At 68.8% G+C, this 26,103-nt stretch carries 27 protein-coding genes; 24 read left to right on the top strand and 3 right to left on the bottom strand.

Annotated features, from left to right (window positions below):
- Window positions 1-6: 6 nt before the first annotated feature.
- The gene (locus FDP22_RS14370; RefSeq protein WP_138574722.1) at window positions 7-819 is read right to left on the bottom strand and encodes a ferredoxin--NADP reductase; all 813 of its coding nucleotides are present in this window, start codon (window positions 817-819) and stop codon (window positions 7-9) included.
- Between the two features lie 299 nt (window positions 820-1,118).
- Here FDP22_RS14370 and FDP22_RS14365 point away from each other — a divergent pair, with 299 nt between their 5' ends.
- The 19 genes from FDP22_RS14365 to FDP22_RS14275 all read left to right on the top strand — a co-directional run bounded on the left by FDP22_RS14365 (window position 1,119) and on the right by FDP22_RS14275 (window position 18,858).
- A complete protein-coding gene (locus FDP22_RS14365) occupies window positions 1,119-2,705 on the top strand; it encodes a DEAD/DEAH box helicase (RefSeq protein ID WP_138574720.1) in 1,587 nt (528 codons plus the stop codon).
- 594 nt (window positions 2,706-3,299) lie between these two features.
- On the top strand, window positions 3,300-4,211 hold the full coding sequence (locus tag FDP22_RS14360; RefSeq protein ID WP_138574718.1) for a DMT family transporter: 912 nt from the start codon (window positions 3,300-3,302) through the stop codon (window positions 4,209-4,211).
- 60 nt (window positions 4,212-4,271) lie between these two features.
- Complete coding sequence (locus tag FDP22_RS14355; protein WP_138574716.1) at window positions 4,272-4,838, top strand: YbjN domain-containing protein; 567 nt, start codon at window positions 4,272-4,274, stop codon at window positions 4,836-4,838.
- 127 nt (window positions 4,839-4,965) lie between these two features.
- On the top strand, window positions 4,966-5,505 hold the full coding sequence (gene ppa / locus FDP22_RS14350; protein WP_138574714.1) for an inorganic diphosphatase: 540 nt from the start codon (window positions 4,966-4,968) through the stop codon (window positions 5,503-5,505).
- A gap of 82 nt (window positions 5,506-5,587) precedes the next feature.
- Window positions 5,588-6,463: an ATPase gene (locus FDP22_RS14345; RefSeq protein ID WP_138574712.1), complete on the top strand. Its 876-nt coding sequence runs from the start codon at window positions 5,588-5,590 to the stop codon at window positions 6,461-6,463.
- A 233-nt stretch (window positions 6,464-6,696) separates the two neighbouring features.
- Complete coding sequence (locus tag FDP22_RS14340) at window positions 6,697-7,608, top strand: homoserine O-succinyltransferase (RefSeq protein ID WP_138574710.1); 912 nt, start codon at window positions 6,697-6,699, stop codon at window positions 7,606-7,608.
- A gap of 93 nt (window positions 7,609-7,701) precedes the next feature.
- Window positions 7,702-8,634: a polyphosphate kinase 2 gene (ppk2, locus tag FDP22_RS14335; RefSeq protein ID WP_138574708.1), complete on the top strand. Its 933-nt coding sequence runs from the start codon at window positions 7,702-7,704 to the stop codon at window positions 8,632-8,634.
- Between the two features lie 44 nt (window positions 8,635-8,678).
- Window positions 8,679-9,314: a TetR/AcrR family transcriptional regulator gene (locus FDP22_RS14330; RefSeq protein ID WP_138574706.1), complete on the top strand. Its 636-nt coding sequence runs from the start codon at window positions 8,679-8,681 to the stop codon at window positions 9,312-9,314.
- Window positions 9,315-9,429: 115 nt separating this feature from the next.
- The gene (locus tag FDP22_RS14325; protein ID WP_138574704.1) at window positions 9,430-9,828 is read left to right on the top strand and encodes a DUF2852 domain-containing protein; all 399 of its coding nucleotides are present in this window, start codon (window positions 9,430-9,432) and stop codon (window positions 9,826-9,828) included.
- Between the two features lie 164 nt (window positions 9,829-9,992).
- A complete protein-coding gene (locus tag FDP22_RS14320) occupies window positions 9,993-10,439 on the top strand; it encodes an RDD family protein (protein WP_138574702.1) in 447 nt (148 codons plus the stop codon).
- A gap of 107 nt (window positions 10,440-10,546) precedes the next feature.
- Window positions 10,547-11,368, top strand: a complete 822-nt coding sequence (locus tag FDP22_RS14315; RefSeq protein ID WP_138574700.1) for an arginyltransferase — start codon at window positions 10,547-10,549, stop codon at window positions 11,366-11,368.
- Between the two features lie 82 nt (window positions 11,369-11,450).
- Entirely contained in the window at window positions 11,451-12,356 is a 906-nt protein-coding gene (locus FDP22_RS14310; RefSeq protein WP_138574698.1) for a DMT family transporter, read from the top strand.
- 78 nt (window positions 12,357-12,434) lie between these two features.
- Window positions 12,435-14,384 (top strand): threonine--tRNA ligase, encoded by a 1,950-nt coding sequence (gene thrS / locus FDP22_RS14305; protein ID WP_138574696.1) that lies wholly within the window; start codon window positions 12,435-12,437, stop codon window positions 14,382-14,384.
- Between the two features lie 206 nt (window positions 14,385-14,590).
- Window positions 14,591-15,082, top strand: a complete 492-nt coding sequence (infC, locus tag FDP22_RS14300) for a translation initiation factor IF-3 (protein ID WP_239031784.1) — start codon at window positions 14,591-14,593, stop codon at window positions 15,080-15,082.
- A 105-nt stretch (window positions 15,083-15,187) separates the two neighbouring features.
- Window positions 15,188-15,547 carry an SH3-like domain-containing protein gene (locus FDP22_RS25185; protein WP_277884137.1) on the top strand — a complete coding sequence of 120 codons (360 nt, stop codon included), beginning with the start codon at window positions 15,188-15,190 and terminating at the stop codon, window positions 15,545-15,547.
- Entirely contained in the window at window positions 15,540-15,818 is a 279-nt protein-coding gene (locus FDP22_RS25180) for an SH3-like domain-containing protein (RefSeq protein ID WP_138574692.1), read from the top strand. Before FDP22_RS25185 ends, FDP22_RS25180 begins: the two co-directional genes overlap by 8 nt.
- 3 nt (window positions 15,819-15,821) lie before the next feature.
- A complete protein-coding gene (gene nthA / locus FDP22_RS14285) occupies window positions 15,822-16,490 on the top strand; it encodes a nitrile hydratase subunit alpha (protein WP_138574690.1) in 669 nt (222 codons plus the stop codon).
- A 98-nt stretch (window positions 16,491-16,588) separates the two neighbouring features.
- Window positions 16,589-17,980: an MATE family efflux transporter gene (locus tag FDP22_RS14280; protein ID WP_138574688.1), complete on the top strand. Its 1,392-nt coding sequence runs from the start codon at window positions 16,589-16,591 to the stop codon at window positions 17,978-17,980.
- Window positions 17,977-18,858: a lysophospholipid acyltransferase family protein gene (locus tag FDP22_RS14275; RefSeq protein WP_138574686.1), complete on the top strand. Its 882-nt coding sequence runs from the start codon at window positions 17,977-17,979 to the stop codon at window positions 18,856-18,858. Before FDP22_RS14280 ends, FDP22_RS14275 begins: the two co-directional genes overlap by 4 nt.
- A gap of 38 nt (window positions 18,859-18,896) precedes the next feature.
- Here FDP22_RS14275 and FDP22_RS14270 read toward each other — a convergent pair whose 3' ends face one another.
- Entirely contained in the window at window positions 18,897-19,613 is a 717-nt protein-coding gene (locus FDP22_RS14270) for a DUF1223 domain-containing protein (protein WP_138574684.1), read from the bottom strand.
- 233 nt (window positions 19,614-19,846) lie between these two features.
- Entirely contained in the window at window positions 19,847-22,606 is a 2,760-nt protein-coding gene (gene acnA, locus FDP22_RS14265; protein ID WP_138574682.1) for an aconitate hydratase AcnA, read from the bottom strand.
- A gap of 276 nt (window positions 22,607-22,882) precedes the next feature.
- Between acnA and ccmA the strand changes: the two genes are divergently transcribed.
- From ccmA to FDP22_RS14240, 5 genes are all read left to right on the top strand, one after another.
- Window positions 22,883-23,548: a heme ABC exporter ATP-binding protein CcmA gene (ccmA, locus tag FDP22_RS14260; protein WP_138574680.1), complete on the top strand. Its 666-nt coding sequence runs from the start codon at window positions 22,883-22,885 to the stop codon at window positions 23,546-23,548.
- A gap of 8 nt (window positions 23,549-23,556) precedes the next feature.
- On the top strand, window positions 23,557-24,213 hold the full coding sequence (gene ccmB / locus FDP22_RS14255) for a heme exporter protein CcmB (protein WP_138574819.1): 657 nt from the start codon (window positions 23,557-23,559) through the stop codon (window positions 24,211-24,213).
- A gap of 382 nt (window positions 24,214-24,595) precedes the next feature.
- The gene (gene ccmC / locus FDP22_RS14250) at window positions 24,596-25,324 is read left to right on the top strand and encodes a heme ABC transporter permease CcmC (protein WP_138574678.1); all 729 of its coding nucleotides are present in this window, start codon (window positions 24,596-24,598) and stop codon (window positions 25,322-25,324) included.
- Complete coding sequence (ccmD, locus tag FDP22_RS14245; RefSeq protein WP_138574667.1) at window positions 25,324-25,485, top strand: heme exporter protein CcmD; 162 nt, start codon at window positions 25,324-25,326, stop codon at window positions 25,483-25,485. The genes ccmC and ccmD overlap by 1 nt, the downstream gene beginning before the upstream one ends.
- Window positions 25,486-25,558: 73 nt before the next feature.
- Complete coding sequence (locus FDP22_RS14240; RefSeq protein WP_138574817.1) at window positions 25,559-26,071, top strand: DsbE family thiol:disulfide interchange protein; 513 nt, start codon at window positions 25,559-25,561, stop codon at window positions 26,069-26,071.
- Window positions 26,072-26,103 lie beyond the last annotated feature (32 nt).

Here is a 26,103-nt window from a genome sequence, read left to right as displayed (position 1 = left end):
CGGCGCTCAGTCCACGAAGGCCTTCTCGATCACGAAATCGCCCGGCTCGGAGTTGGAGCCTTCCTTCATGCCGGCGGCCTCGCACAGTTCCTTGTGCTCCTGCAGCATGCCCATGGAACCGCAGATCATCACCCGGTCGGTTGCGGGGGAAAGCGGCGCGCCGGTGGCCGTCTCGAAGCGGCCGTCGCGGATCCAGTCGGTCATGCGGCCCATCTCCGGCGAGGGCTCGCGGGTGGTGGTGGTGAACAGGCGCAGCTTGTCGCCCACCAGCTCGGAGAGCAGCTCGTCATTGCGGATCGCCTCGACCAGCGCCTTGCCGAAATCCAGCTCGCCCACGTCGCGGCAGGTCTGGGTGAGGATGATCTCGTCGAACTTCTCATAGGTCTCCGGGTCGCGGATCACGCTGGCGAAGGGCGCAATGCCGGTGCCGGTGGAGAACATGATCAGCCGCTTGCCCGGGGTGAGCGCGTCATGCACCAGCGTGCCGACGGGCTTGGGGCGCATCACGATCTCGTCGCCGGGCCGCAGATGCTGCAGGCGCGAGGTGAGCGGGCCCTCCTGCACCTTGATGGAGTAGAACTCCAGTTCCTCGTCCCACGACGGCGAGGCGATGGAATAGGCGCGCACAAGCGGCTTGCCGTCCACCATGAGGCCGATCATCGCGAACTCGCCGGAGCGGAAGCGGAAGCTCTGCGGGCGGTCGCAGGTGAAGGAGAAGGTCCGGTCGGTCCAGTGTTTCACGGCATGGACCTTGAGGGACACGAATCCCTTGGGCGCGGCGGGGGCCGCATCGGCGATCGTCCGGGCGTTTGCGCTCATGTTGCACCTGCTCCATATCATGGGTTCCGGGCGCATATAGCGCCTCCGCACGGGCTGCGGAACCCCCTGCGGCATATTTGCTCACATATTTTCGGGGAACTTCTTAAACCACACGGAAAGGACGTGTTTATTGCATTGCAACCGGATTGGCCAGAATCCTTGACTTTTCGACACATCCACGCGATATGAGGCGCATCAGATGAGGGGACGGGCCAATCCGGGCTGCCCCGGGGCCGCATGGATCTTTCGCGGCCATTCCTGCCGCAACACGCCCCGAAGCGGGCCTGGATGAAAGAACCATGACCAGTTTTTCCGATCTCGACCTTGACCCCAAGGTGCTCGAAGCCATTTCCGAAGCCGGCTACACCAGCCCCACCCCCATCCAGGAGCAGGCGATTCCCCATGCCCTCGTGGGGCGCGACGTGCTCGGAATCGCCCAGACGGGCACCGGCAAGACCGCCAGTTTCACCCTGCCGATGATCACCATCCTGGCGCAGGGCCGGGCGAAGGCGCGCATGCCGCGCAGCCTCATCCTCTGCCCCACGCGCGAGCTTGCCGCCCAGGTGGCGGAGAACTTCGAGATCTACGGCAAGCACCACCGCCTCACCATGGCGCTGCTCATCGGCGGTGTCTCGTTCAAGGACCAGGACAAGCTGATCGACCGCGGCGTGGACGTGCTGATCGCCACCCCGGGCCGCCTGCTGGACCATTTCGAGCGCGGCAAGCTGATGCTCACCGGCGTGCAGATCATGGTGGTGGACGAGGCCGACCGCATGCTCGACATGGGGTTCATCCCGGACATCGAGCGCATCTTCGGCCTCACGCCCTTCACCCGGCAGACGCTGTTCTTCTCCGCCACCATGGCGCCGGAGATCACCCGCCTCACCGAGACCTTCCTGCACAACCCGGTGCGCGTGGAGGTGGCCCGCCAGGCCACCGCCTCGGACACGATCGAGCAGCGCGTCTGCAAGCACATCCCCACCCGCAAGGACCGCGCGGACACCGAGAAGCGCGAGGTCCTTCGCCGGATCATGCAGAGCGAGGGAGACGAGCTGCGCAACGCGATCATCTTCTGCAACCGCAAGCGTGACGTGGACGTGCTGTTCAAGAGCCTCGAGAAGCATGGCTTCAACGTGGGCGCCCTGCACGGCGACCTCGACCAGGCCGTGCGCACCCGGGTGCTGAACGGGTTCCGCGACGGCTCGGTGCAGTTCCTCGTGGCGTCCGACGTGGCCGCCCGCGGCCTCGACATCCCGAACGTGAGCCACGTGTTCAACTTCGATGTGCCGATTCATTCCGAAGACTATGTCCACCGCATCGGCCGCACCGGCCGGGCCGGCCGAAAGGGGCGCGCCATTACGATCTGCCTGCCGCACGAAGCGAAGTACCTCGCTCAGATCGAGGATCTGGTGAAAAGCGAAATTCCGGTGGTCGAGAGCCCGCTGGCCGGTGGCGAGGCCGAGAGCTTCCGCCCCGAGGCGACCGACCGTCGCGAGAAGGATGGCAAGCCCGCCCGCCCCCGGCGCGAGCGCAAGCCGCGCAGCCGTGGCCGTGACCGCGACGAGACCCAGGCTGCCGAAGCCCCCGCCGAGGCCCCGGTCGAGGCTGCAGCCGCCGAGGCTCCCGCAGCCCCGGTCGTGGCCGAAGAGCCCGCCGCTCAGGCTCCGGCTCCGGCTCCGGCACGTCAGGAACCCGAGGAGCGCGGCCGTGGCCGGTCCTCCTCCGGTTCCGGTTCCGGGTCGCGCGGACGTGGCAAGGGCGGGCGTGAGGCGCCGGTCATCGGGCTGGGCGACCATGTCCCCGCCTTCCTGCTCCGTGAATTCAAGGTGAAGCCGTCGCGCAGCCGTTCCGAGGCCGAGGCCGAGGAAGAAGACGCCACCGCCTGATCCGGCCTGCCTCCGGGCATGACCGTCCAAAGGCCGCACTCCGGGCTCCGGTGTGCGGCCTTTTGCTGTCCGGGCCGCCGGGCCCTCCGCGTGCCCGCCGGTGCCGGGGCGGACATAGGGCCCGGTGGCGTGGCCCTGCCGGCCCGAAGCGAGCCTGTTCCGCCACGCCCGTGTGCGATCACGGCGCGGCGCCTTCGGGAGTGCCGGTCCGGGGCGCGGCGTGGCCCTGCCGGCCCGGAGGGAGCCTCTCCCGGCACGCGGGCGTGCCGTGCCGGCGCGGGGCCTTCCGGAGCGCCGGTCCGGGGTGCGGCGTGGCCCTGCCGGCCGGGAGGGAACCTCTTCTGGAACGTGGGGATGCCGCCCCGGCGCGGCGCCTTCGGGAGTGCCGGTCGGGGTCCCGGCGTGGCCCAGCCGGCCCGGAGGGGACACGCCGGTGAACAGCCGCAGCGTGGCCCTTTCGGGCGTGCCGGTGCGTGGTGCGGCGCGGCGCTTACGGGCCGGCCCGGCAGGCCGCCCGCGGCCGGGAGGCATTCGGTTCACACGTTCACGAAATTGCTTGCCTGCGCAGGGCCCGCGCAGCACAGTCGCGCCATCATGCAAGGCACGAATCCCCTCAAGGCGGCCCTGTGGATGCTCGGGGCCATCGCATCCTTCTCCGCCATGGCGGTCGCCGGTCGGGAGATCGCGGCAGAGCTCGATACGTTCGAGCTGATGATGTACCGCTCGTTCATCGGGTTCGCGGTGGTTCTGGGCCTGCTCGCCCTGCCCCGCGGCGGTGGCTTCGCGCAGGTGCGCACCCGCCATCCCGGCCAGCACCTGGCGCGCAACGTGGTGCATTTCACCGGGCAGAACCTGTGGTTCTTCGGCATCGCCACCATCCCGCTCAGCCAGCTCGTGGCGCTGGAATTCACCAACCCGATCTGGGTGGCGCTGCTGGCGCCGCTGTTCCTGGGCGAGCAGATGACGCGCGGGCGCCTGCTTGCGGCGGGTATCGGCTTCCTCGGCATCCTCGTCGTGGCGCAGCCCGGGGTGGCGCCGCTGGAATGGGGGCATGCCGCCGGGCTGGGCGCCGCGGTGGGATTCGCGCTGAACACCCTCTTCACCAAGCGCATCATGCGGCATGACACGGTGCTCTGCGTGCTGTTCTGGATGACGCTGCTGCAGGGGCTCTTCGGCCTCGGCCTGGCGCTGCCGGGCGGCATCGCGGTGCCTTCGCAGACGATGATGCCCTGGGTGCTGATCGTGTCGCTCTGCGGGCTCACGGCGCATTACTGCCTCACCTCGGCGCTGCGCTTCGCACCGGCCTCCGTGGTGGCGCCCATGGAGTTCCTGCGCCTGCCGGTCATCGCGCTGCTGGGCATGTGGGTCTACCACGAGCCGCTGATGGCCCCGGTGTTCATCGGCGCGGGGCTGATCCTCGCGGGAAACGTGATCTCGGTGCGCGCGGAGCGCCGTCGCGTCGGGCGGGAGGCGGCGGCGGCGTCAGGCGGGCTCACGTCGCATTGACCCTCCGGCAATCCTCTTTATCTAGCCTTGCGCCGGGACGCGGAGGAAGGGGACACAGGGATGCACACCAGATCGAGACTTGCGGCGGTGCTCTGCGCCGCGACCCTGGCAGGCACCAGCGCCGGGACCACCGCGTCGGCGGAGCAGAACTGGCGCCGCGACGCCCTGCGGCACCTGGGAAGTTCGGCGGAGCGCGCGGCCCGTCCGGGGGGTGACGCCGCGACCGGCACCGTGTCGGCGGCCGATCCGCAAAGCCTCGTGGACGCGATGCAGGCCGAGGGCTACGTCGCGAAGCTGAGCACGGACTCCTCCGGCGAGCCGCATGTTTCCAGCAGCGCCGCCGGCGTGAATTTCGACTTGGATTTCTACACCTGCACCGATGGGGGAGACTGCGAGACCGTGTGCTTCACCGCCGGGTTCGACCTTTCCAACGGCTCCACCCCGGAGGTGATGAACCGCTGGAATGCGGATTCCTTCATCGGCCCGGCCTATCTGGACGAGGAGAACGACCCCTACCTGGACTATTGCCTCGTCGCCCTGCAGGGCATGCCGGCCCCGGCCTTCGCCTCCGTGCTGCGCTCCTGGTCCGCCGCGCTTGGCGACTTCCAGAGGCATATCGGCTTCTGAGCGGCCCGGCGCCCGCGGCATGCGGCGCCCGGCCATGCTGCACCTGCACAACGAGGGGCTTGGAAGGGGGCGCTGGCCGTGCTAAGCGCGCCCGTGGAACCAACCGGACAGTGCGAGGAGCACAAGCATGAACATCGACAAGATCCCGGCGGGCAAGACCCCCCCCTCCGACATCAACGTGGTGATCGAGATCACCGGTGGCGCGAATGGCGGCCAGCCGGTGAAATACGAGCTCGACAAGGACTCCGGCGCCGTGTTCGTCGACCGCATCGTGAACACCCCGATGTTCTACCCCTGCAACTACGGCTTCGTGCCCAACACTCTGCATGACGACGGTGACCCGACCGACGTTCTGGTGCTGTGCGACTTCACCCTGCAGCCCGGCGTCGTCATCCGCTGCCGCCCGGTCGGCGTGCTGAAGATGGAAGACGACGGCGGCATGGACGACAAGCTCATCGCCGTCCCCCACGTGAAGACCGACCCGTTCCAGGCCCATATCAACGACCTGGAAGACATCCCGGCCAAGACCCGCGAGCGCATCAAGCACTTCTTCGAGCATTACAAGGATCTCGAAGAGGGCAAGTGGGTGAAAGTGATCGGCTGGGGCGACAAGGCCGAGGCCGAGACCATCCTGCAGAAATCCGTGGACGCCGTCGCCAAGGCCTGAGCCCGAGCGACCCCGTGACGGCGAGAGGCGGGCCCGCCCGCCTTTCGCACCCCTCTCCCGACGCCCAGCGGAGCGCCCCCGAATGATCTACTCCAGCGGCCGTGACTGGCTCGGCGCCCGCCACAAGGCCGTGGCGCTCATCGGCATGTCGGGCGTGGGCAAGACCCGCATCAGCCAGCTCCTGCGCGACGCTGGCGACTGGTTTCACTACTCCGTCGATTTCCGCATCGGCACGCGCTACCTGGGCGAATACATCGCCGACGACTTCAAGCGCGAGGCGATGAAGGTGCCGCTGCTGCGCGAGATGCTGCGTTCGGATTCGATCTACATCGGCTCGAACCTCTCCTTCCACAACCTCGCGCCGCTGTCGCACTGGCTGGGCAAGCCGGGTGACGCGGAGCTGGGCGGCATCCCCTTCGAGGAATACTGCCGCCGCCAGCGCCTCCACCGCGCGGCCGAGGCCACCGCGATGCGCGATGCGGGTGAATTCATCGAGCGCGCCGGCATGCTCTACGGTTACCCGCATTTCGTCTGCGACACCTCCGGCTCGATCTGCGAGGTGGTGGACCCGCAGGACCCGCAGGACCGCGTGCTGAAGCCGGTGAGCGAGGCGATGCTGATCGTCTACATCCGCGGCTCCGAGGCGCATGAGGAGGCCCTGAAGGCCCGCTTCGACCGTGCCCCCAAGCCGATGTACTACCGCGAGGACTTCCTGCGCGCGCAATGGAGCCGCTACCTCTCGGAGAAGGGCGTGGAGGAGGCCGCGGTGAACCCGGACGACTTCATCCGCTTCGGCTTCGCCCAGCTTCTGGGCCACCGCCGTCCGCTCTACCAGGCCATCGCCGACAACTGGGGCGTGACGGTGGAGGCGGATGACATCGCCGACGTCACCACGGCGGAGGAGTTCGACGCCCTCGTCTCCCGCGCGCTCGACGCCCGCGGCCCCGCGCCGCGCTGAAGCGCCCGGCGCCGACGGCTGTCCCCCTTCCGGCCCCGGCACGACACACCGCTGCGGCCGGTCTGCTCCATGCCGGGCCGCCGGCGAGGCGCCGGTGCCCCCCGGGGCCCATGCGCCCGGAGGCCGCAACGGTGGGCCGCCGTAATCTTCCGTAAGGGAAACCGCGCCCGATCATTTGCAATACGGCCTCCACTGGCCTATCTCCCTGCTCCTGACTGAAGGGAGCAAATGCAATGCCGATCAAGATCCCCGGAGACCTGCCCGCCTACGACGTGCTCAGCCGCGAAGGTGTGATGGTGATGTCCGAGGAGATGGCATTGCATCAGGACATCCGTCCGCTGCAGATCGCGCTGCTGAACCTGATGCCCAAGAAGGTGCAGACGGAGACGCAGTTCGTCCGCCTCATCGGCTCCACCGCGCTGCAGGTGGAATTCAGCCTCATCCGGATGACCGAGCACCAGTCCCGCCACACCGCGCCCGCGCATATGGAGAGCTTCTACGCCACCTTCGAGGCGGCGAAGCACCGCAAGTTCGACGGGCTCATCATCACCGGCGCGCCCATCGAGCTGCTGGAGTACGACCAGGTCACCTACTGGGACGAGCTGCGCCGCATCTTCGACTGGACCCAGACCAACGTGCACCGCACGCTCGGCGTGTGCTGGGGCGCGCAGGCGATGCTGAACCACTTCCACGGCGTGCCCAAGCACACGCTGGCGGAAAAGAGCTTCGGCTGTTTCGAGCACCGGGTGCGGGTGTCCACGGCACCGGTTCTGCGCGGCTTCGACGACAGTTTCATCGTGCCGGTGAGCCGCTGGACCGAGATCCGCGAGGCGGACCTGCCGCCGGGGCTGGAGGTTCTGGCGGATTCCGATGACAGCGGCCCCTGCCTCGTCGACGATCAGGCCCACAACGCGCTCTACATGTTCAACCACCTCGAATATGAGACCGGCACGCTGAAGGAGGAGTATGACCGCGACGTGGCCCAGGGCCGGCCGATCCACGTTCCGGTGAACTACTACCCGAAGGACGACCCCGCGCGCCCGCCACGCAACGGCTGGCGCAGCCATGCGCACCTGTTCTACGGCAACTGGCTGAATGACATCTACCAGTCCTGCCCCTACGATCTGAACGACATCGGCCGCTGAATCCGCGCCCGGGGTGAAACCTGCGCCCCGCCCCGGGCGTTGCACCGGGATGGGCCGGGCCGTGTCGGCCGGGCCCGCAGCAGGGAGCCGGAGATGGACGAGTTGAGCGCAGAGCATGCCGAGCAGGGCGGGCCCGCCCCGATCACCGACGACGCGCCGAAGCCCGACGCCGTGCGGCATTTCTTCCGCAACAAGGCGCCGAAGAAGATCCGCCAGGCCATCGAGGCCGCCGGGAAGAAGGACATCCTCTCTCCCAGCTACCCCTACTCCAGGCGCATCTCCAAGAAGGAGTATGCCCGCCAGATGGCGCCGCTGCAGATCGAGCTGGTGCGCATGCATGACTGGGTCCGGCGCAGCGGGGCGCGGGTGGTCGTGCTGTTCGAGGGGCGCGACGCGGCCGGCAAGGGCGGCACCATCAAGCGCTTCACCGAGAACCTGAATCCGCGCACCGCCCGGGTGGTGGCCCTCTCCACCCCGTCGGACGTGGAAGCGGGGCAATGGTATTTCCAGCGCTACATCCGCCACCTGCCCTCCGCCGGCGAGATCGCCTTCTTCGACCGCTCCTGGTACAACCGCGCGGTGGTCGAACCGGTGTTCGGCTTCTGCACCCCGAAACAGCGGGCCGATTTCTTCGCCCAGGCGCCGCAGTTCGAATCGATGCTGGTCGAGGATGGCATCCACCTGATCAAGATCTGGCTGACGGTCAGCCGCGCCGAGCAGCTCAACCGCTTCCTGGCCCGCGAGGAAGACCCGCTCAAGCACTGGAAGCTTTCGCCCATCGACGTGCAGGGCCTCTCGCGCTGGGACGCCTATTCCGAGGCGATCCGCGAGATGTTCGAGGCCAGCCACAACCCGGTGATCCCCTGGACCGTGGTGCGCACCGATGACAAGAAGCGCGCCCGGCTGGCCGCCATTCGCCATGTGCTCAACACCCTGCCCTATGCCGGCAAGGATTTCGCAGCCATCGGCAAGACGGACACCGCGCTCTGCGGCGGCCCGGAAATCATGCCCGACGAGAACGTGTGAATGCCGCCGCTTCCCTCCGCCCGCGCGCTCGGTTAGAGGAAAGCATGGCAGACGACGAGAAGACCGGCCGGCGCGGCTATCATCACGGCAACCTGCGCGAGGCGCTGGTGGATGCTGCCATCGCCCTGATCGAGGAGCGCGGGCCGCAGGGCTTCACCATTGCCGAGGCCGCACGGGCCGCGGGCGTGAGCCCGGCCGCGCCCTACCGGCACTTCAAGGGCCGCGAGGAACTCATCGCCGAAGTGGCCCGGCGCGGCTTCCTGATCTTCGCCGAACAGCTCGAGGCCGCCCGCGCCCGCGCGCCCGGCTCGCCCCTGCGCGCCTTCGAGGCGGTGGGCCGGGCCTATCTCGACTTCGCCCGCACCCATCCCGGCCATTACATCGCCATGTTCGAATCCGGCCTCTCCATCGCCGGCAGCGCCGATCTCAACGATGCCGCCGGCCGGGCCATCGGGGTTCTGAACCGCTCGGCGGAGCAACTCTTCGCCCACCTCCCCCCCGAAAAGCGGCCGCCCACCAGCATGGTGAGCCATCACATCTGGGCGCTGTCGCACGGGGTGGTGGAGCTGTTCACCCGGGGCGGGCCGGGCCGCCGGGCGCCGTTCTCCCCCGAGGAACTGCTGGAATCCGGCTCCGCGATCTACCTGCGCGGCCTCGGCCTGCTGCCGGACTTCGACTGAGCGCGGCCCGCCCCCGCGCGCCATGCGAAATTTCCCCTCGACCCTCTTGCAGGCCGCGTCGCGCCTCCCACATATGTAAATGTGATTAACATTCACATCGGAGCAACGAGGACTCATGATCGACACACTCACCAACAGGTTGAAGGACGTTGAAACCTGGCTCGACGCCAGGGGCAGACCGGCCTGGATCGCCAGCATGGTGCTGGGATTCGTGGTTTTCTGGCCGCTGGGCCTTTTCCTTCTCGCCTACATGATCTGGAGCAAACGCATGGGCTGCAAGAGCAACCGCAAGGCCTTCTGGGCCAATCGCCGTACCGAACACGAGAGCACCGGCAACCTGGCCTTCGACGAATACCGCGCGGAAACCCTGCGCCGTCTCGAGGAAGAGCAGACCGCCTTCCGCGGCTTCATGGAGCGGCTGCGCCGCGCCAAGGACCAGGCCGAGTTCGAGCGCTTCATGGACGACCGCCGCCGCGGCCGCGACGACAGCAGCGACGCCGAGGTGGTCGTCTGATCCTGCGGCCCGGTCCGCCGGCCCCTGCCTCCTCCCGGCCCTCCGGGCGGAGGCCCCCGCCTTCCCCCCGCCGCGCCGATGCGCGGCCAGGGCCCCGCGCACGGATGGACAGCCCCGGCCCCGCGTGCCACTCTGCGCGCCCACTCCCCCCTCATGAGGACGACATGGACGGACTTCCCGACCCGGATCACGACCCGCAGTTCTATGACGGCGTGCCGCTGCGCCGCTTCATCGCCTGGATCATCGACATCGTGATCGTCGGCGTGCTGACCACGCTGGCGCTGTTCGTGCTGGCGCTGCCCAGCCTGGGGCTGATCTTCTTCATCTCGCTGGGCGTCTGGGCGGTGATCGACTTTCTCTACCGGGTGATGACCCTCTCCGGCGGCTCGGCCACGCTGGGCATGCGGATGATGGGCATCGAGATCCGCACCGTCACCGGCGACAGGCTCACCTCCGGTCTCGCGGTCCTGCACACGGCGCTCTACCTCGTCTGCTACGCCGCCGGCGGCCTGCTGCAGATCGCGAGCGTGGTGCTGATGGTTGCCGCCCGGCCCGGACGCGGCATTCCGGACTTCATCCTCGGCACCGCGGCGATCAACCGTCCCGTGTGACGCGGGCTCCGGAACACGTGACCGCCCGTGCGCCGGGAAAGCGGTTGTTTGCCCGGCGATTTTGCTGTTAGGCTTTTTTAAATCGAGTTGCTGCACAATAGGGTCGCATGCGCCACACCGGTACCCTCACGCCCCAGTTCTTCGTCACGGCCCCCCAGCCGTGCCCCTATCTGGCCGGCCGCCAGGAGCGGAAGCTGTTCACCGCGCTTTACGGGGACAATTCGGTGGCGCTGAACGACACGCTGTCGCGCAAGGGGTTCCGGCGCAGCCAGAACGTGCTCTACCGCCCCTCCTGCGCGGATTGTGCCGCCTGCCTCTCCGCCCGCCTGCCGGTGGCGGACTTCAGGCCCTCGCGCTCGCAGGCCCGGGTGCTGAAGCGCAATTCCGACATCGTGCGCCGCTCCAACGCCCCCTGGGCGACGGAGGAGCAGTTCGAGCTGTTCCGCGCCTATCTCGACGCCCGCCACGCCGATGGCGGCATGGCGGAGATGGACGAGATCGAGTTCGCCGCGATGATCGAGGAGAGCCCGGTGCGCACCCGCGTGGTGGAATACCGCCTGCCGGAGGAGAATGACCGGCTCATTGCCGTCTGCCTCACCGACCTGCTCGCGGACGGCGTGTCCATGGTCTATTCCTTCTTCGACACCGCGCTGGAGAAGCGCAGCCTCGGCGCCTTCATGATCCTTGATCACATCCGCATCGCGGGGGACGCGCAATTGCCCTTCGTCTATCTCGGCTACTGGGTGCCCGGCAGCCCGAAGATGGCCTACAAAGCGCGCTACCGCCCGTTCGAGATCTACCAGGGCGGGCGCTGGCTCAGGGTGGACCGTCCTGACGCGGTGCGCACGGACGAGCATCCGCTCTCCTCCACCCCCATCCTCGAACAGGTGGCCGAAATCACCTCGCGGGAGCTGATGGACGACCGCTGATCCCGCCCGCGCCCCCGGGCGCGCCGCCGGCCTTCCCGGCCCCGTTCCTCCCGGCCCGCTCCTTCACCCCGGACCCCCGTCCATGCCCCGTAAGACCCGGATCGACGCGCTCGGAGCGTCCGTGCTGATCGGCTTCGCGCTGGCGATGGGGCTGAACCAGGTGATGATCAAGCTGGTGAACGGCGCCTTCCACCCGGTGTTCCAGGCCGGTCTGCGCTCCGCCCTCGCCTTCGTGCTGATCCTGGGCTGGGCGCGCTGGCGCGGGCGGAAACTCTCGCTCACCGACGGCAGCCTGTGGCCGGGCCTGCTCTCCGGGGTGATCTTCTCGGTGGAATTCGGCCTGCTGTTCAACGGGTTGGAATATACCTCGGTCACCCGTTCCTCGATCCTGTTCTACACCATGCCGATCTGGGTTGCGGCGGCGGCGCATGTGCTCATCCCCGGTGAGCGGCTCACGCCCCGGCGGCTGCTGGGCCTCGCCCTGGCCATCGGCGGCGTGGTTCTAGCGCTCTCGGGCAATGCCGCTCCCCACACCGCGCAGGCGCTGACGGGCGACCTGATGTGCCTCGCCGCCTCCTTCTGCTGGACCACGCTCGTGCTCCTCGTGCGGCTCAGCCGGCTGAACCGTGCCACGGCGGAAATGCAGCTGCTCTATCAGCTCGGCCTCTCCGCGCCCGTGCTGCTCGCGCTCACGCCGTTCCTCGGCGAGGCGGTGCGCAGCGTCACCCCCGGCCTGATGGGCCTCTTCGCCGTGCAGGTGGTGGCGGTGGTCTCGGTGTCCTTCGTGGCGTGGTTCTGGGTGCTTTCGGTCTATCCCACCTCCGATGTGGCGAGCTACGGCTTCCTCTCACCGGTCTTCGGGGTGCTGTTCGGCTGGCTGCTGCTGGGCGAGCCGATCTCCGGCCGCGTGGTGGGCGCGCTGGCGCTGGTGGGGCTGGGGATCGTGCTGGTCACGCGCAGGCCCGCCCCGCCGGCGGGTTCGGCTTGACACCACCGCGCGGTTGCGCATTTGTGGCGCTCCCACAAACCGGGCGTTCCGTAGGCGCCGAACCTGAAGGAGTCACCCATGACCTCCCCCATCACCATCACCCTGCCCGATGGCGCGACGCGCGACTACGAGGCCGGCGTGACCGGCATGGACGTGGCCGCCGACATCTCCAAGTCGCTCGCCAAGGCCGCCATTGCCGTCACGGTGAACGGCACCTTCAGCGACCTCTCGCGCCCGATCGACACGGACGCCACCCTCGCCATCCACACGATGAAGGACGAGGCGCAGGCGCTCGAACTCATCCGCCATGACTGCGCCCATATCATGGCCCGCGCGGTGCAGGAGCTGTGGCCGGACACGAAGGTCACCATCGGCCCGGTGATCGAGAACGGCTGGTACTACGACTTCGACCGGGACGAGCCCTTCTCGCCCGAGGATCTCGAGGCCATCGAGCAGCGCATGCGCAAGATCATCGATGCGCGCGACACCGTGCGCACCGAGCTCTGGAGCCGTGACGACGCCATCGCCCATTACGAGAAGACCGGCGAGCCCTTCAAGGTGGAGCTGGTGAACGCCATTCCCGAGAACCAGGCCATCCGCATGTACTGGCACGGCCATTGGCAGGACCTCTGCCGCGGCCCGCATCTCGTCCACACCGGGCAGGTGCCGCGCGACGCGTTCAAGCTGATGAGTGTGGCCGGCGCCTACTGGCGCGGCGACAGCCGCAACAAGATGCTCCAGCGCATCTACGGTGTCGCCTTCCGCACCAAGGCCGACCTCACCGCCTATCTCACCATGCTGGAGGAGGCCGCGAAGCGCGACCACCGCCGCCTGGGCCGCGAGATGGACCTCTTCCACCTGCAGGAAGAGGCCCCGGGCATGGTGTTCTGGCACCCCAACGGCTGGTCGCTCTACCGCACGCTGGAGGATTACATGCGCCGCCGCCTCACCGCGGCGGACTACCGCGAGGTGCGCACGCCCCAGGTGGTGGACCGCAAGCTCTGGGAGGCCTCCGGCCACTGGGAGAAGTACCGCGAGAACATGTTCATCACCGAGATCGATGAGGAACATGCGAACGAGAAGCGCGTGAACGCCCTGAAGCCGATGAACTGCCCCTGCCACGTGCAGATCTACAATCAGGGCCTGAAGAGCTACCGCGACCTGCCGCTGCGCATGGCCGAGTTCGGCGCCTGCCACCGCTATGAGAGCTCCGGCTCCATGCACGGGCTGATGCGCGTGCGCGGCTTCACCCAGGACGATGCGCATATCTTCTGCACCGAGGACCAGATCGAGGCGGAGACGGCGAAGTTCATCACCCTGCTCTCCACCGTCTACCGCGACCTCGGGTTTGCCAGCTTCGACATCAAGTTCTCCACCCGGCCGGAGGTGCGCGCCGGCTCCGACGAGATCTGGGACAAGGCGGAGGCGGCGCTGGAGGGCGCGGTGCGCAAGGTCACCAACGATTACGTGGTCGACCCCGGCGAGGGCGCCTTCTACGGGCCGAAGCTGGACTTCAAGCTCACCGATGCCATCGGGCGCGAGTGGCAGTGCGGCACCTTCCAGGCCGATTTCGTGCTGCCCGAGCGGCTGGAGGCCGAGTATGTGGGCGAGGACGGGGCCAAGCACCGCCCCGTCATGCTCCACCGCGCCATCCTCGGCTCCTTCGAGCGCTTCATCGGCATCCTGATCGAGAACTACGCCGGGCGCTTCCCGCTCTGGCTGGCCCCCCGGCAGGTGGTGGTGGCCTCGATCGTCTCGGATGCGGATGAGTATGTCGACGAGGTCGTGGCCGCCCTGCGCGCCCGCGGCCTGCGCGCCGAGGCCGACAAGCGCAACGAGAAGATCAACTACAAGGTGCGCGAGCACTCGGTGGGCAAGGTGCCGGTGATCCTCGCGCTGGGGCGCCAGGAGGTGGAGGCGCGCAGCGTGTCCATGCGCGTTCTGGGCGAAAACGGCCAGAAGGTCATGGCCCTCGACGAGGTGCTCACCAGCCTCGCCACCGAAGCGCTGCCGCCCGATCTGCGCTGATTGCGGTGAATTTGTGAAAGTTCCGGGCCGTTCTGCGCGGCCCGGAGCGATTGGGGCATTGCAACTCGCGCGGAATACACTATTTTTGCGGTCCACCACTCCGGCCGAGCCGAATTGCCGCCGGTATCTCTTGAACAATCGAAGGATCCAGCACCATAGCTCGCAGACCTCAAAATGCGCCGCCCACCCGTGACACCGGCCCCCGTGTGAACGACCGGATTCGCGCAACCGAAATCCGTCTCATCGGTGCGGACGGAGAGAACGTCGGGGTGATCTCGCCTCGCGATGCGCTTGTGATGGCGCAGGAAGCCGGGCTCGATCTCGTGGAGATCTCGCCCAACGCCGCTCCGCCCGTGTGCAAGATCATGGACTTTGGCAAGTTCAAGTATGAACAGCAGAAGAAGGCGGCGGAAGCGCGCAAGAATCAGCGGGTCATCGAGATCAAGGAAGTGAAGTTCCGTCCGAACATCGATCAGCACGATTACGATGTGAAGATGCGCAACGTCACGAAATTCCTTGAGGAGGGCGACAAGGTCAAGGTCACGCTCCGGTTCCGTGGCCGCGAGATGGCGCATATGGAGCTCGGATCGCAGCTTCTCCGCCGCGTGGCGGGCGATGTCGAAGCCCTTGGCAAGGTCGAATCCATGCCCAAGCTCGAAGGCCGCCAGATGGTGATGGTGATCGGCCCGATGCGCTGATCCCTCTTCCGCCTCCCCCGCGCGGGGAGGCCGGAGCGCCGGATGTGCCCGGCCAGGTGAAAGAGGATTGGACGGCGCCACGGGGCGCCGTTAATCTCTCCTCCCATGAGCACAGATCCCGAAAAGACTCTCCGCTACCACGACATGGGCGGCCTCGAGGCCGGCCCGGTGGACCTGTCGGAGCATGATTATGCCCTGTGGGAAAAGCGCGTCGACGCGCTGATGGTCCTCTCCACCTCGCGGGGCCTGTTCACCGTGGACGGCCTGCGCCGTGCCATCGAGGACATGGGCCCGGACGCCTACGAGACCATGAGCTATTACGAGCGCTGGATCTACTCGGTGAACCGCAACCTCATAGAGGCGGGCGCCTACACGGCCGACGAGCTGGCCGCGCGCCTGCAGGCCGTGGCCGCGCGCGGGGCCGATTACGCCACCTGTTCGCTGGCGGAGCCCGGAGATGCCTGAGACCGCGGTGCGCGTGAAGACATGGCCCAGCCACGGGCTTCACGTGCGCACCCCGCGCTACCTGCGCGGCAAGTGCGGCGTGATCGAGCGGGACCTGGGCAGCTTTCCCAACCCCGAGGAACTGGCCTACGGCCTGCCCGGCACCCCGCCGCGGCGGCTGGTCCGGGTGCGCTTCACCATGGCCGAAGTCTGGGGCGCGGCGGCGGAGAACCCGGCCGACACGCTGGACGCGGAAATCTACGAGCACTGGCTCGAACCTGTGGAGGGCTGAGACATGCCGCATGACCACGCCGACCATTCCCACGATCACGAACACCACCATGAGGGGATGAGCCCGTCCGGCCACCCTTACAGGAAGGATCAGGATGGGCCGCTGACCCATTGGCAGGCAATGGAAATCGCCGTTCGGGAGCTGCTGGTGGAAAAGGGCATCTTCACCCCGGCCGAGATCTCCGCCGCCATCGGGCGCATGGACGCGCGCTCCCCGGCCGATGGCGCCCGGGTGGTGGCCCGCGCCTGGACCGACCCGGCCTACAAGGCCCGGCTGATGGCGGATGGCTCCGCCGCCGCGGCGGAACTCGGCTGCACCGTCGACGCGCTGAAACTGGTGGTGGTGGAGAACACGGCGGACACGCATAACGTCGTGGTCTGCACGCTCTGCTCCTGCTACCCGCGCAACCTGCTGGGCCTGCCGCCCGACTGGTACAAGAACCGCGCCTATCGCAGCCGCGTGGTGCGCGAGCCGCGCAAGGTGCTGGGCGAATTCGGGCTGGACCTGCCGGACACCACCCGCGTGCGGGTGCACGATTCCACCGCGGACATGCGCTACATCGTTCTGCCGCTGCGCCCGGACGGCACCGAGGGCTGGAGCGCGGAGCAGCTCGCCGCCCTTGTCACCCGCGACAGCATGATCGGCGTCGGCGTGGCCTCGGCCCCGGCGTGAGCGTGGACCGGTGCTTGTGATCGGCGTCCGGGCGGACTAGGGAGAACCCTCCCTCTCCCGGCCGGACCCGGGAGCGCCGCCCGCAGGACAGTTTTCCCATGCAGCCCGCCGACATCCCCTATCGCGCGCCGGACCCCGTTCCGCGCTTCCTGCCCCGGCTTCTTCAGCACTGGGGGGCGCTGTTCCGCCTTGCCTGGCCGGTGATGCTGGCGCGCGCGGGCATCTTCACGCTGTCGCTGGCCGATATCGTGATGGTCGGCCGGTATGACACGGCGGCGCTGGCGCATCTCTCCATGGGCTACGCGGTGTTCTTTCCGGTCATGATCACCGGCGTGGGCGCGATGACCGGCATCGTGGCCGAAACCGCCCGGCATGCCGGTGCGGGAGACGGGCAGGCCGGGGCCGCCACCTGGCGGCGCGGCATTGCCTGGGCGCTCAGCGTGGGGCTGGTCTGCACGGTGCTGGCGCTGTTTTCCGAAACCTGGCTCAGGCTGATCGGGCAGGCGCCGGACCTCGCCATCGGCGGCGGCAGCGCGGCGCGCTGGCTGGCACCGGGTGCGGTGCTGCAGATCCTGTTCGTCGCCTCCAGCTTCTACCTGGAAGGGCGCTCGAAGCCCCTGCCCGGCCTGGTGCTGATGGGCTGTGCCAACCTGGTGAACATCGCCGGAAACCTGCTGCTGATCGACGGCGCCGCCGGGCTGCCGGCCATGGGCGCGGAGGGCGCGGCGCTGGCCTCCACGGCCGCGCGGGCGGTGATGGCCATCGGCATCATCGCCTATATCCTGCGCCTGCGCGAAGTGCGCGCGCTGCCGCGCAGCGGCTTCTGGGGGCCCGGCGGCTGGGCCGCGGGCCGCGCCATCCGCATCATCGGCGTGTCCTCCGGCGCTGCCTTCTTCTTCGAGACCATGGCCTTCGCCGGGCTGAACCAGGTTGCCGGGCTGATCTCTCCCGCTGCCCTCGCGGCCTACACCATCGCCCATCAGGTGGAGGCGACGGTGTTCATGATCGCGCTCGGCCTCTCCGTGGCCACCGCGGTGCGCGTGGGCACCGCGCGCGGCGCGGGCGACATCGCCGAGGCGCGCTTCGCCGGCTGGTCCGGCCTCTCCGCCACGGCGGGAACCATTGCGCTCTGCGCCGTGTTTGTGGTGTGGAAGGCCCCGCTCCTCGGCGCGATCTTCACCAGCGACCCGGCGTTGCTGGCCCGACTCTCCCCGCTGTTCGCGATCCTCGCGATTTCGCTGGTGTTCGACGGCGGACAGGTCGTCGCCGGCCAGTGCAACCGCGCCCTCGGCGACAGCTGGGGCACAACCCTGCGCTTCTTCATCGGCTTCTGGCTGGTGATGCTGCCGCTGGGCATCGTGCTGGGGCTGCACACGCCGATGGGAGAACAGGGCCTGTTCCTCGCCACCGCGCTCGGCTGCTGCACGGCAATGGTGCTGCTCAGCCTGCGCTTCCACGTGCTTCTGCGCCGACTGGAGACCCGACCATGACCCCAGCCGCCTCGCGCCCCCTCGGCAAGCGCCTCGGCTTCGCGGTGGAATATGCCCTGCTGCGAGTGGGCGTGGCCGCGATCAGCCTGCTGCCCATCGACCGGCGCATCGCGGCCGTCGGCAGGGTGGGCGAGATGCTGGTGCCCCGGGTGCCCGCCCTGCGCCGCCGGGCCATGGCCAATCTCGATCTGGCCCTGCCCGGCACCCCGCCCGAGCGGCAGGAGGAGATCCTGCGCGAGATGGGCAACAATTTCGGCCGCCTGCTGATGGAATACGGCCTGCTCACCGAGCTGATGCGCGAGCCGGAACGCGTGCATCTTGACGGCCCGGGGCTGCAGGCGATCCGTGCCTCCCAGGCCGCGGGGCGCGGTGCGATCATCGTCTCGGCGCATTTCGGCAACTGGGAGAGCATCCGCATGGGGCTGAAGCACGCCGGGATCGAGTGCGGCATGATCTACCGGGCCTTCAACAACCCGCATTTCGACACGCTGGTGCGCGGGCGCATGCTCGCCGCGGGCGAGCCGGTGATGGTGAAGGGCCGCAAGGGCATGCGCGCCTTCGTGGAGCATCTGTCACACGGCGGCGTGGCGCTGATCCTGGTGGACCAGAAGCAGACCGGCGCGCCGCGGCTGCCCTTCATGGGCATCCCGGCCGAAACCGTGCCCGCCGCGGCCCAGCTTGCCCTGCGTCACAAAATTCCCATGGTGCCGGCCTTCGGGCGACGGCTGGAGGACGGGCAGAGTTTCGACGTGACGCTGGAAGCCCCGATCGAAGGCGCGGATGCGCTGGAGCGGATGGTGACGGTGAACGCCCGGATTTCGGACTGGATCCGCAGATACCCCGGCCAGTGGCTCTGGCTGCATCACCGCTGGCGCTGACGCGGCGCGCGGCCCCCATGCGGGGACCGGAGGCCGGCTCAGGGTTCGATCCAGGCGGAGGCCAGAATGGGCCCGACCTTGCCGTCCTGAAGGATCACGGCCAGCCCCTTGCCCATGGAGGGCATCGGGGCGCTGATTGTCATCGGCGCGCGGCCATCCCACACGCCGAGTTTCATCCAGTCCCGCACGACATTGGTATAAACCACTGTCTTGCCGGCGTTTTCACCTCGCTCGATACGCACGGTCTGCGGCTCGTCATAGGTGACGAGATGCAGGATGCCCTTGCTGCGGAAGATGATCGGCGCGGCGGATGACAGTTTAACGTCAATGGAATCGGAGCGGCGCACCAGCTCGATGTGCGCGATGGAGGGCAGCGCCCGCTGGGCCTGGATGGCCGCCACCAGCGCCGGCGCGTCACTGCCCACCAGCCGTTCCGAGCCCTGCACGATGGCCTGCGGCGTGTAGACCGAGCGGGCGTGGAACATCGCCGTGTAGGCCTTCTGCCGCCGGGTGTTTTCCGGACGGGCAAACCTGTCACGCCAGCCCAGATAATCCCAGTAATCCACGTGCAGCGTGAGGATCAGCAGGCCCGGCTCACGCGACAGCGTGTCGGCCAGCGCGTCGGCCGGGGGACAGGACGAGCACCCCTGGCTGGTGAACAGTTCCACCACCACCGGCTTCTCTTCGGCCCGCGAGGCCGCCCCCGTGAGGGGAACCAGGGCGAGTGCTGTGAGCAGAGCGAAAAGACGGTGCATGAGATCCTCAGAATTCCGTTGCCCCTCAAGCTAGGCGGGCCCGGCGTCACGTGCCAGTCAAGCTTTCGGGAGAAGCGGGGGCTGTGGCGCATTTGCACGAAAAGTTGTTGCAATTGCGCAGCAGTGCAGGGCCCGGGAACGGCCCAAGGAAAACGCCCGCTTCCGGGGGGAAGCGGGCGTGTCCTTCAGGCAGGTGCGCCGCGCCCGGCGGGGCGCGGCACGAGGCAGAAGGCTCAGGCCGCGCGGGCCAGGCTGCGCAGCACGTAGTGCAGCACGCCGCCGTTCTCGACGTATTCGATCTCCACCGCGGTATCGATGCGGCAGCGCAGGGTGATCTCCTTCACCGTGCCGTCGGCGTAGGTGACGGTCGCCGGCACGTCGGCCTGCGGCTTCAGATCGCCCTTGAGGCCGGTGATCGACACGGTTTCCGCGCCGGTGAGCCCGAGGGACTTGCGGGTGTCGCCGTTCTTGAACTCGAACGGGATCACGCCCATGCCCACCAGGTTCGAGCGGTGGATGCGCTCGAAGCTCTCCGCGATCACGGCCTTCACGCCGAGGAGCGCCGTGCCCTTGGCCGCCCAGTCACGCGAGGAGCCGGTGCCGTATTCCTTGCCGGCGATGATCACCAGCGAGCGGCCCTGCTCGATATACTCCATCGCCGCGTCGTAGATCGAGGTGGTCTCGCCGTCGGGGCCCTTGGTGTAGCCGCCCTCGACGCCGTCGAGCATCTCGTTGCGGATGCGGATGTTGGCGAAGGTGCCGCGCATCATGATCTCGTGGTTGCCGCGGCGGGAGCCGTAGGAGTTGAAGTCCCGCACCGGAACCTGACGCTCGATCAGGTACTTGCCCGCCGGGTGATCCGGCTTGAACGAGCCTGCCGGCGAGATGTGGTCCGTGGTCACCGAATCCGCCAGCAGCGCGAGGATCTTCGCGTCGGTCACGTCATCGATCACGCCCGGCTCCATGCCCATGCCCACGAAGTAGGGCGGGTTCTGGACATAGGTGGAGCTGGCCGGCCAGGAGTAGGTGAGCCCTTCGCCGCCATCGACCTTCTGCCAGTGCTCGTCGCCCTTGAACACGTCGGCGTATTTGGACTGGAAGGCCTCGCGGGTGACGGTCTTCATCACCAGGTCGGAGACTTCCTTCTGCGTCGGCCAGATGTCCTTGAGGAACACCGGGGTGCCGTCCGCCTTCTGGGCGATCGCGTCTTCCATGATGTTGATGTTCATGTCGCCGGCGATGGCATAGGCCACGCAGAGCGGCGGCGAGGCGAGGTAGTTCGCCCGCACGTCGGGGTTCACGCGGCCCTCGAAGTTGCGGTTGCCCGAGAGCACCGAGCAGGCGACGATGTCGTTGTCCGCGATCGCCTTGGAGATCTTCTCCGGCAGCGGGCCCGAGTTGCCGATGCAGGTGGTGCAGCCGTAGCCCACCAGGTTGAACCCGAGCGCGTCGAGATCGTCCTGCAGGCCCGCGTCACGCAGGTATTCCGTCACCACCTGGGAGCCGGGGGCGAGGGAGGTCTTCACCCAGGGCTTGCGGGTGAGGCCGAGGGCGTTCGCCTTCTGCGCCACCAGGCCCGCCGCGATCATCACGTAGGGGTTCGAGGTGTTGGTGCACGACGTGATGGCGGCGATCACCACCGAGCCGTCCCGGATCTCGTACGTCTCGCCCTCGACCTTCGCGGTCTTGGCGATGGTCTCGATCGTCGGAACCGGGACAGTGGCGCCACCCTCGGCGGCCATCTCGGTGGCGCCGGCGGAGAGGTCCACGCCGCGGTAGTCGGCGGTCACCTTCAGGAAGCCCTCGGCGGCCGAGGAGAGCGGCACGCGGTCCTGCGGGCGCTTCGGCCCGGCGAGGGAGGGCTCGACGGTGGACATGTCGAGCTCGAGCGTGTCGGTGTAGATCGGCGCGTAGTTCGCACCGCGCCAGAAGCCGTTCTCCTTCGCATAGGCCTCGACGAGGGCGATGCGCTCCTCCTCGCGGCCCGAGGTGCGCAGGTAGTTCAGCGTCTCGTCGTCGATCGGGAAAAAGCCGCAGGTGGCGCCGTATTCCGGGGCCATGTTGGCGATGGTCGCGCGGTCGGCCAGCGGCAGATGGTCAAGGCCTTCGCCGTAGAACTCGACGAACTTGTTCACCACGCCCTTCTTGCGCAGCATCTGCGTGACCGTGAGCACGAGGTCGGTCGCGGTCATGCCTTCCTTGAGCTTGCCGGTGAGCTTGAAGCCCACGACTTCCGGGATGAGCATGGAGATCGGCTGGCCGAGCATGGCGGCTTCCGCCTCGATGCCGCCCACGCCCCAGCCGAGGATCGCGAGGCCGTTGACCATGGTGGTGTGGCTGTCGGTGCCCACCAGCGTGTCCGGATAGGCGACTTCCACGCCGTTCTGGTCCTGGTCGGTCCAGACGGTCTGGCCGAGGTACTCCAGGTTCACCTGGTGGCAGATGCCGGTGCCGGGGGGGACGACGCGGAAGTTGTTGAACGCGCCCTGCCCCCATTTCAGGAACTCGTAACGCTCGCCGTTGCGCTCGTACTCGCGCTCCACGTTCATCTGGAAGGCGCGGGCGTTGCCGAACTCATCCACCATCACCGAGTGGTCGATCACGAGATCGACCGGGTTCAGCGGGTTGATCTTCTCCGGGTCGCCGCCGAGGGCGACCATCGCGTCACGCATCGCGGCGAGGTCAACCACGGCCGGAACGCCGGTGAAGTCCTGCATCAGCACGCGCGCGGGGCGGTAGGCGATCTCGCGCGGGTTCTTGCCGCCCTTGTCGGCCCATTCGGAGAAGGCCTTGATGTCCTCGGTGCTGACGGTCTTGCCGTCCTCGAAGCGCAGCATGTTCTCGAGCACGACCTTCAGCGCGGCCGGCAGGCGGCTGAAGTCGCCGAGGCCCGCTTCCTGGGCCGCCGGGATCGAGTAATAGGCGTAGGTCTTGCCGCCGACGCTGAGCTCGCGGCGAGTCTTGCTCGTGTCTGATCCGGTGAAAATGGTCATGTGGCCTCCGTCTGGCTGAGACCCGCCAAGCGCTGGCGCGGCGGGGCGGGCTGGGGTCTCGCTGTGCACCTCATGGCTCATATCTGGACTCAATTCAAGTGTGTGCAATGGTATACCGTGCCCTCCGGGCGAATTTTTCGCGTGAATGCAGCGGGTTTGCGCAACCTTGCGTTCATGCCCTTGCGGCTTTGCCCGGGGCGGGCCGGGCCCGGGCCCCGCGGCGGGCGGGCCGGTTTGTCACTTTCGCGCCTGCCCGCTTCGCGCTAGAGGATGCGCATGAGCCTCATCCTGCGTGATCTCGGCGTGGCCCGGGGCGGCCGTATGGTCGTGTCCGGGCTGGATTTTTCCCTCGCCCCCGGCGAGGCCGCGCTGCTGCGCGGGCCCAATGGCGCGGGCAAGTCCACCCTGCTGCGCGCGCTGGCCGGGCTGCTGCCGCTCGCCGCCGGCTCCGCCACGCTGATGGGCGCCGACCTGGCGCAGGAGCCGGACACGGTGCAGGAGCAGCTCGCCTATGCCGGCCATCTCGACGCGGTGAAGCCGCAGATGACCGTGGCGGAGAACCTGGCCTTCCAGGCCCGGCTGTTCGGCGCGCCCGATGCGGGCCCGGCGCTGGCGCTCTTCGGGCTGGCGGCCCTGGCGGACCGGCCGGCCGGCGCCTGTTCGGCCGGGCAGAAGCGGCGGATCGGGCTGGCCCGGCTCGCGCTCGCCGCCCGGCCGCTGTGGCTGCTGGACGAACCCACCGTCTCGCTCGACGCGGATGCGGTGGCGGATTTCGCCGGCATGGTGCGCGCCCATTGCGCCGGCGGGGGCATGGCGCTGGTGGCCACGCATATCGACCTCGGGCTCTCCGAGGCCCGGGTGCTGCGGCTGGAGCCGGTGAGCGCGGCGGTGCGCGAGTCCGCCGACCCCTTCCTCGGCGACGCCTGGGAGGACGGGCTGTGAGCGGCGCCGTGCTGGCGCTGTTGCGGCGCGAGATGCTGCTGGCGCTGCGCTCGGGCGGCGGGGCCGGGCTGGGGCTCGCCTTCTTTCTCGTCACCATCCTGCTGATGCCGCTGGGAATCGGGCCGGAGAGCGCCCTGCTCGGGCGGATCGCGCCGGGGGTGATCTGGGTGGCCGCGCTGCTCGCCTGCCTGCTCTCGCTGGACCGGCTGTTCCAGGCCGATCACGAGGACGGCACGCTCGACATCCTCGCCCTCGCGCCGCTGCCGCTGGAGGCGGTGGTGGCGGTGAAGGCGCTGGCGCACTGGCTCACCACCGGGCTGCCGCTGCTGCTGGTGGCCCCGGTGCTGTCGGTCACGCTGGCGCTGCCCGGGCCGGCGCTGCCCTGGCTGGTGGCGGCACTCGCCGTGGGCACGCCGGCGCTGAGCTTCATCGGCGCGGCCGGCGCGGCGATCACGGTGGGCCTCAGGCGCGGCGGGTTGCTGCTCTCGCTCCTCGTGCTGCCGCTCTACATTCCCACGCTGATCTTCGGGGCAAGGGCGGTCGATCTCGCCGCCCGCGGGCAGAACCCGGCGACCGCCCTGCTGCTGCTCGGCGCCGTCACCCTCGGCACCCTCGCCCTCGCCCCCTTCGCCGCCGCCGCGGCCCTGCGCATGAACCTTCGATAGGCCGGGCGCCCGGCCTCCCGTCCCGGGAGCCGGGTGCGGCCGCCGCGCCCCGCCTGTTCCCTTCGCGGGCACCGGGCCTGACGCACCTGCCCGCCGGCGCGATGCACCGGCGGTGCGAGGCGCAGGCGGTGCAAGGCGCATGCGGCGCGACGCTCCGGCGGTGCGAGGCGGCGGCCGCGTCCGGTTGTCTTCGCGCCCCGCCCGTTGCCGCGCGGCGCCTGACCGGGCGTCGGGGCCGGCGGGAGCCGCCGCGGCGCGGGCGGAGAATCCCCGACAAAGGGGGAGACCGTGCGGGGTGCGGGCGCCGGTGACGACCCCGCTCTCCCCCCCTGTGACCAACGGCCCATTGCGCGCTGAGAGGACGGCGGCTATTCACGTCGCCATGTCATTCTGGGAATACGCGAACCCGACCCGTTTCATGCGCCTGTCCGGCGTGGCCCTGCCCTGGGTGGCGGGGCTGGCGGTGCTGTGCCTCGTGCCGGGGCTGGCCTGGGGCTTCTTCCTCACCCCCGACGAGGCGCGTCAGGGCTCCACGGTGAAGATCCTCTTCGTGCACGTGCCCGCCGCGATGATGGCGATCAACATCTACGTGATGATGTTCGTGGCCTCGCTGGTCTGGCTCATCCGCCGGCACCATGTCTCGGTGCTCGCGGCGCGCGCGGCCGCGCCGGTGGGTGCGGTGATGACGGTGATCGCGCTGCTCACCGGCGCGCTCTGGGGCCAGCCGATGTGGGGCTCGCCCTGGGAATGGGACCCGCGCCTCACCTCGTTTTTCGTGCTGTTCCTGTTCTACCTCGGCTACATCGCGCTCTGGGCGGCGATCGAGGACCCGGACAAGGCGGCGGACCTCACCTCCGTTCTGGCGATGGTGGGCTCGCTCTTCGCCCTGCTGTCGCGCTACGCGGTGAACTTCTGGTCGCAGGGGCTGCACCAGGGGGCCTCGATGTCGCTGGACCGGCGCGAGAACGTGAGCGACGTGTTCTGGTTTCCGCTGCTGCTGTGCATGGCCGGGTTCTTCCTCACCTTCCTCGCGCTGCTGCTGCTGCGCACCCGCACCGAGATCCGTGCCCGGCGCATCCGCGCCCTGCACCAGCGGCTGGCGGCAGGCTGATGCTTCCGGATCTCGGCAGATACACCGTCGCGGTGCTGGGCGCCTATGGGGTGACGCTGGCGGCACTGGCGCTGCTGGTGGGCGCCTCCTGGCTGCGCCACCGCCGGGTGAAGGCCGCCCTCGCCCGGCTCGAAGCCCTCAGGAGACCTCCGGATGAGTGACCCCGCCTCCCACACCACGCCCGCGCCGGCGGAGGCCGGCGCCCCGGCCCGCGCCTCCGGCTTCCGGCCCTGGATGCTGGCGCCGGTGGCCTGCGCGGCGATCTTCCTCGGCGTGGGCTACTGGGCGCTGTCGCGGCAGAACCCGGATGAGCTGCCCTCCGCCCTCACCCAGCGCGCGGCGCCGGGGCTGGCGCTGGAGCCGCTGATCGAGGGCGCTCCGGTGCCCGAAACGGCCGATCTCTCGGCACCCGGCGTGAAGCTGGTGAACTTCTGGGCCAGCTGGTGCGCGCCCTGCCGGGCCGAGCACCCGATGCTGATGGCCATCGCGCGCTCCGGCGTGCCGATCTACGGGGTGAACTACAAAGACAAGCCGGGCGATGCGCAGGGCTTCCTCGCGGACCTGGGCGACCCGTTCACCCGCATCGGGGCGGACCCCACCGGGCGCAACGGCATCAACTGGGGGCTCTACGGCGTGCCGGAGACCTTCGTGATCGACGGCAGCGGCAAGGTGCTGCTGCGCCACCCGGGCCCGATCACGAAATCCATCTACGACAGCCGGATCCGCCCGCTTCTCGAAGGAAAATGACGGGCCCGGACCGGGCCCGACACCCCCGAGCC

The sequence above is a fragment of the Paroceanicella profunda genome (assembly GCF_005887635.2).
GTDB lineage: Bacteria > Pseudomonadota > Alphaproteobacteria > Rhodobacterales > Rhodobacteraceae > Paroceanicella > Paroceanicella profunda.
Note: the sequence above shows the minus strand (reverse complement) of the source record. Positions and strands in the feature narration are given on the sequence as shown.